Origin of the sequence: Micromonospora craterilacus (genome assembly GCF_003236315.1) — a bacterium.
GTDB classification, from domain to species: Bacteria; Actinomycetota; Actinomycetes; order Mycobacteriales; family Micromonosporaceae; genus Micromonospora; species Micromonospora craterilacus.
Genome location: NZ_POTY01000337.1, coordinates 1 through 5299, shown reverse-complemented (window position 1 = coordinate 5299; position 5299 = coordinate 1). Strand labels below are relative to the sequence as shown.

Annotated in this window: 4 protein-coding genes and 1 pseudogene; 2 read left to right on the top strand and 3 right to left on the bottom strand. The window is 75.3% G+C overall.

From position 1 onward, the window contains the following. A pseudogene (locus C1I95_RS31550) lies at positions 1-721 on the top strand (hypothetical protein); the annotation flags it as partial. A gap of 37 nt (positions 722-758) precedes the next feature. Here C1I95_RS31550 and C1I95_RS31545 read toward each other — a convergent pair. Both C1I95_RS31545 and C1I95_RS36010 read right to left on the bottom strand, forming a co-directional pair. After that, positions 759-3638 (bottom strand): ATP-binding protein, encoded by a 2880-nt coding sequence (locus C1I95_RS31545; protein ID WP_233514002.1) that lies wholly within the window; start codon positions 3636-3638, stop codon positions 759-761. Positions 3639-3886: 248 nt separating this feature from the next. After that, positions 3887-4057: a hypothetical protein gene (locus tag C1I95_RS36010; protein ID WP_199523999.1), complete on the bottom strand. Its 171-nt coding sequence runs from the start codon at positions 4055-4057 to the stop codon at positions 3887-3889. Positions 4058-4263: 206 nt separating this feature from the next. Here C1I95_RS36010 and C1I95_RS31540 point away from each other — a divergent pair, with 206 nt between their 5' ends. Beyond that, positions 4264-4953, top strand: coding sequence for a DUF4191 domain-containing protein (locus C1I95_RS31540; protein WP_111219461.1), 690 nt, complete (start codon positions 4264-4266; stop codon positions 4951-4953). Positions 4954-4974: 21 nt separating this feature from the next. Here the strand turns inward: C1I95_RS31540 and C1I95_RS31535 are convergent. After that, positions 4975-5299 (bottom strand): RDD family protein (locus C1I95_RS31535; protein ID WP_233514001.1); only part of this gene is annotated, 325 nt, incomplete at its 5' end.

The following is a 5299-nucleotide window of genomic DNA, read 5'->3' as shown; positions in this document are numbered from 1 at the left end:
GCGAACGTCTGTCGGCGGTGATGCGGAGCAGGCGACACGGGCCCGGGCGGCGTCGATGCGAAGGTCTGTCGGCGGTGATGCGGGGCAGGCGGCACGGGTCGGGGCGGCGGTGTCGCTCGCTCTCGTCGTGGCGGCGGTGGCGACCGTGGCGGCGTACACGGTCAGCAGCGCGGCCGGGCGTACGCCGGTGGAGAGTGCCCGATACCTCTCCTGCCTGTTGATCTCCGTACCGGTGCTGCTGTGGCCGGTGTGGACGGCGGCCCGGCGGCGGGCGAACCGGCCCGGGCGCGTTGCGGTGCTGTCGCGGGTCGCGGCGGTCGGGGTGCTCCTGGCCACCTTCGGCACCGCCGCCGTCGCCACGGCCGGCGCGATCGGCACCGCCCCGGCCGCCCACGCCGCCGAGGAACGCCGCGACGCGCTGGTCGCCGCGCTGCGCGAGCGGGGCGTCCGGCACGTGTACGCCACCTACTGGACGTGCAACCGGCTCACCTTCGCCAGTGTCGAGGACGTGGTCTGTGCCGTCGTCGACGACGAGCTGAACCCGGGCCACGACCGCTACCAGCCGTACCGCCGGGCGGTGGCGGCGTCGGCCGGGGCGGCCTGGGTCGCGCCCGACGGCTCTCCGCTCGCGGCCCGGCTGGACGAGCGGCGGCACGCCGCGCCCGGCACCCTCACCCTGCTCACCCTCGACGGCTGGCGCGTGTACCTCCCCCGCACCTGACCCACCGCGCCGGCCACGGGAGGGGCGTGGAAGGTGGTCAGGAGGGGTCGGTCAGGAGGTTGAGGCGGTGCGCCACGGCGGCGGCCTCGACCCGGTTGGTCACGTCCAGCTTCGCGATGATCCGGGAGACGTGCACGCTGGCCGTCTTCGGCGAGATGAACAGCTGCTCGGCGATCCGGCTGTTGCTGTGCCCCTCGGCCACCAGGCGGAGCACCTCGCGTTCCCGCTCGGTCAGCAGGTCCGCGCCCGGCCGGCCCCGGCCCGCGCCGCGCAGGCCGACCCGGCGGGCCAGGGTGGCGGCCTGCTCGGCGAGCAGGCTCGCGCCGAGCCCGTCGGCGAGCGCGGCCGCCTCGCTCACCGCCGCCGCCACCTCGTCCCGTTCCCCCGCGCCGGCCGCCGCCTCGGCGAACGCCAGCAGCACCCGCGCCAGCGCCCCGGGCTGGCCGGCGGTCCGCCAGGCCGCGACCGCGGCCCGCCAGGCGGCGAGCTGATCGGCGGCCACGGCGGCGGCGACCTCGACGGCGTACGCCCGCTCGGCCGGGAACCGGACCGCGACGGTGGCGGCCAGCTCGGTGACCCGGGCGGCGAGCGCCTCGTCGGCGGTGTGCCGGGCCACCCGGGCCTGGGCGGCGAGCACCGGCCAGCCGTAGCGGGGATACCTGACGACCGCCGGATCGGTCAGGCTCGCCTCCGCGGCCCGCCGTGCCTCGGCCCGGTCGTCCGCCGCGAGCGCCGACGCCAGCCGCAGCTCCGACAGCGGGAGCCGGTTGTGCGGGTGCAGGTACGGCTTGGTGAGGAAGCCCAGCGCCCGGCCGACCGTCTCGTCGGCGACGGGGTGCCCCTGGGCCAGCCGCAACCCGGCCCGCAGTTGCAGCCAGTGCAGCCCGGACACCCCGGGTGGGTCGAGCCGGGCCGCCTCGGCGCAGACCTGGTCGGCCTCCGCCCACCGGCCCAGCGCCAGCAGCGCCTCCGCCTGGTTGGAGAGCAGGTACGCGCCGGTGGAGCGGCTGATCCCGACCCGGCGCGCCTCGGTCACCCCGTCCGCGGCGGCCCGCGCCGACTCTTCGTAGCGGCCCAGCTCGAAGAGCACGTCAGAAATGTGCACCAGCGCGCTGACCAGCGTCTTCGTCTCCCCGGCGGCCCGCGCCAACGCCTCGCACCGGCGCAGCTCGGCCAGCCCGAGATCCGGTGCGCCGTCCCGGCGACGCAGCACCGCGAGCTGCACCGGCAGCAGCGCGCCGTTCGCCCCGGCGGCCTGCGTCGCGGCCACCACCTCGGCGGCGATCCGGGCCGCGTCGGCGTGGTCGATGCGGGCCAGATGGTTGGCCAGGTCGGCGAGCAGCAGCAGTCGCTCCCGGCCGTCGGACACCCCGGAGGTCAGCCGGTACGCCTCGCGCAGCTCGGCCGCGCCGTCGCTCTTGCCGAGCATGGCCAGCATCCGGCCACGCCGGTCGAGCAGCCGCGCCGCGCGCAGCGGCTCCGCCTCGGTGTCCACCTCGGCCAGGGCGGCCCGGGTCAGGGTCAGCGCACGGTGGTAGTCACCGGCGGTGATGGCCGCGCCGAGGGTTTCCTCCAGCACCGCCAGGTGGTCCATGCCGAGTCGGTCAGCCGCGTCGGGCACCAGCTCCCACAGCTCCAGCACCCGTTCCAACAGCCGGCTCTGCTCGGCGTACGCGTACCGGTCGGCGGCGGCGCAGGCGGCCACCCGGGCGGTCACCAGTGCGCGGGGGTGGTCGTGGGCGGCGTACCAGTGGTGGGCGATCTCGGCCGGCGCGCGGCCGGCGGCGACGAGGTGGGGCTGGGCCTCGACGGCGGCGGCGAACCGGGCGTGCAGCCGGGCGTGTTCGCCGGGCAGCAACTCGTCGTGAACGGCCTCGCGGACCAACGCGTGCCGGAACTCGTAGTCGCCGTCCGGGTCGGCCACCAGCAGCTGGGCGGCAACGGCGGCCCGCAACGCGTCGTCCAGTTCCGGCTCCGGCAGCCCGGCGACCTCGGCCAACAGCTGGTGGGCCAGGCGGGCACCGCCGGCCGCGGCGATCCGCAGCACCCGCTGGGCCGGCTCGGGCAGCCGGTCCACCCGGGCCAGCAGCAGGTCGCGCAGCGTGTCCGGCAGGGCGGCGCAGCCGATCGGGCTGCCGGCAGCGGCCAGCTCCTCGATGAAGAGCGGATTGCCCTGGGTACGGTCGTGGATGTCGTCGACCGCACGGGCGACCGGCTCGGTGCCGAGCAGCCCGGCGAGGACTCCTCCGGTGCCGTCCCGGTCCAGCCGGCCCAGCTCGATCCGGTCGACTTCCCGGGCCCGGTCCAGCTCGGCGAGGAACGGCCGCAGCGGGTGGCCCCGGTGCAGTTCGTCGGTGCGGTAGGTGCAGACCAGCAGCAGCCGCCCGGTGCGGGCGGCCCGCACCAGGAAGCCGATCAGGTCGCGGGTCGACCGGTCGGCCCAGTGCAGATCCTCGATCACCAGCACCAGCGGCTGGTCGGCGGCGAGCCGGGCGAACAGCTCGGCGACCAGGTCGAACAGGTAACCACGGGGGGCGTCCGAGGGGGGCCCGACGGCGGGCGCGACGGCACCGGCCGGCACCCGGGCCAGTTCCGGCAGCAGCCGGGCGAACTCGGCCTCGTACCCGTCGAAGACGGCGGCGCCGTCGCGGCGCAGCACCGTACGCAACGCCGCGGCGAACGGGGCGAACGGCAGGCCGACCTCGCCGAGTTCGAGGCACTGGCCGACGAGCAGGCGGATGCCGTCGCCGGCCGAGCGGCCGAACTCCTCAAGCAGCCGGGTCTTGCCGACCCCGGCCTCGCCGCCGACCAGCACGGTCACGGGTTCGCCGGCCCGGGCACGGGTCAGCGCGTCACGCAACTGCGCCATTTCGCGCTGGCGGCCGACGAGGACGGTGCTGGTGGCACGGGCGGTCACGGCACCGAGCATGCCACGCCGGGTCTCGCCGCCGTCCCCGCCGACCGTCTGGTCGGCGGGGACGGGCGGTGGCGCGTCGGCCGCGCCCGGCGAACGGCCGGTGGAGCCGGCCGCAGGCGCGCCGCGACCGTTGTCCGGGTGGTTCGCCCCCGTGCGCGAACCGTTTCCGGACTCCCCGGGTCGGGTGTTAACAGGGGTCCCTTCCTCTACCGGAGGCGTTAAGAAGGGGCCCTTCCTTACATCCGTGTTCACCGGCGGGCGTCGCCGGTGCGGGCCGGGTCTCGGCGCCGACTCAGCCAGCCGCGTGCCGACCTGCGCGGCAGCGACCGGGCCAGCCGGTCCTGGGCGGCCTCGGCGCGCAGCTCGGCGGCGTGCGTACGGTGCACGGAGAGGAGGAAATCAGCGTCGTTGCCGAACATGTCGGGCTCCTTGCGATCGTCGTCAACTGCCGACTCTGACTCTGCTCGCGAAGGTGCCGCCGGGGCATGGGTGCGCCGCCTGATCTGTGCCCGCTCCTCCTCCTTACGCCCGGCCGGCGGGCGCGTCCCGGCGCCGTAAGGTACTCAGTCGGCCGAGGTCCGGCCGCGGATCAACGCTGCGGGGCGCGACCACTAGACTCGACGTCATGGCAAAGCCCCAGGAGAAGGTCTCGTTCGGCCAGCGGCTGAAGCAGATCGGGTTGGTGTTCCGGTTCACCGCCAAGCAGGACAAGTGGTTCGCGCCACTGGCCACCGGCGCGGTGCTGATCCCGCTCGCGCTGACCGTGGTCGCGGTCGTGCTCTGGGGCTGGCTGTGGCTGCCGCTGGGCATCCTGTTCGCCCTGCTCTTCCTGCTGATCGTGCTCAACCTCCGGTCCAACCGGGCGATGATGAACGCCGCCGAGGGCCAGCCTGGTGCCGCCGCGCAGATCATCGAGAGCATGCGCGGCGACTGGCGGGTCTCCCCCGCGGTCAGCTCCACCACCCAGATGGACATGGTGCACCTGGTCATCGGCCGGCCGGGCGTAATCCTGCTGGCGGAGGGCAACCCGCAGCGGGTACGCGGCCTGCTCGGCCAGGAGAAGCGCAGGCTCGCCAAGGTGATCGGCAACGCCCCGCTCTACGACTACGTCATCGGCCAGGAGGAGGGCGAGCTGCCGATCCGCAAGTTGCGGATGACGCTGATGCGGCTGCCGCGCAACCTCAACGGCAAGGACGTCAACTCGCTGGACAAGCGCCTCAAGGCGCTCACCGCCCGGCCGCAGATGCCCAAGGGCGCGATCCCCAAGAACCTCCGCCCGCCGCGCGGTGCGTTCCGCCAGAGCCGCGGCCGCTGACCTGGCCCCAGCCGGAGGTACCTACCCGGCGGGGCGGGTGGCGGGGGTGATCACCGAGCCGGTGAGGCGGTCGTGCAGGCCGCGCCGGTGCTGGTCCATCAGCAGGGCGGGGACGACCAGGGCCAGCAGCAGGCCGCGCAGCAGGGCGCGGACCAGGCCGATCCGCCCGCCGTCGGTCCAGTCGACGCAGCGGATCTTGGTCAGGTACATGCCGGGGGTCTGCGCGAACAGGCCGAGGAAGAGGCCGTACACCACGATCAGTACGACCACCGGCGCCCAGCCGTCCCGGGTGGGGCTGGCGAACAGGCCCGCCGCGAGCAGGCAGAGCACCCAGTCGATGACCAGC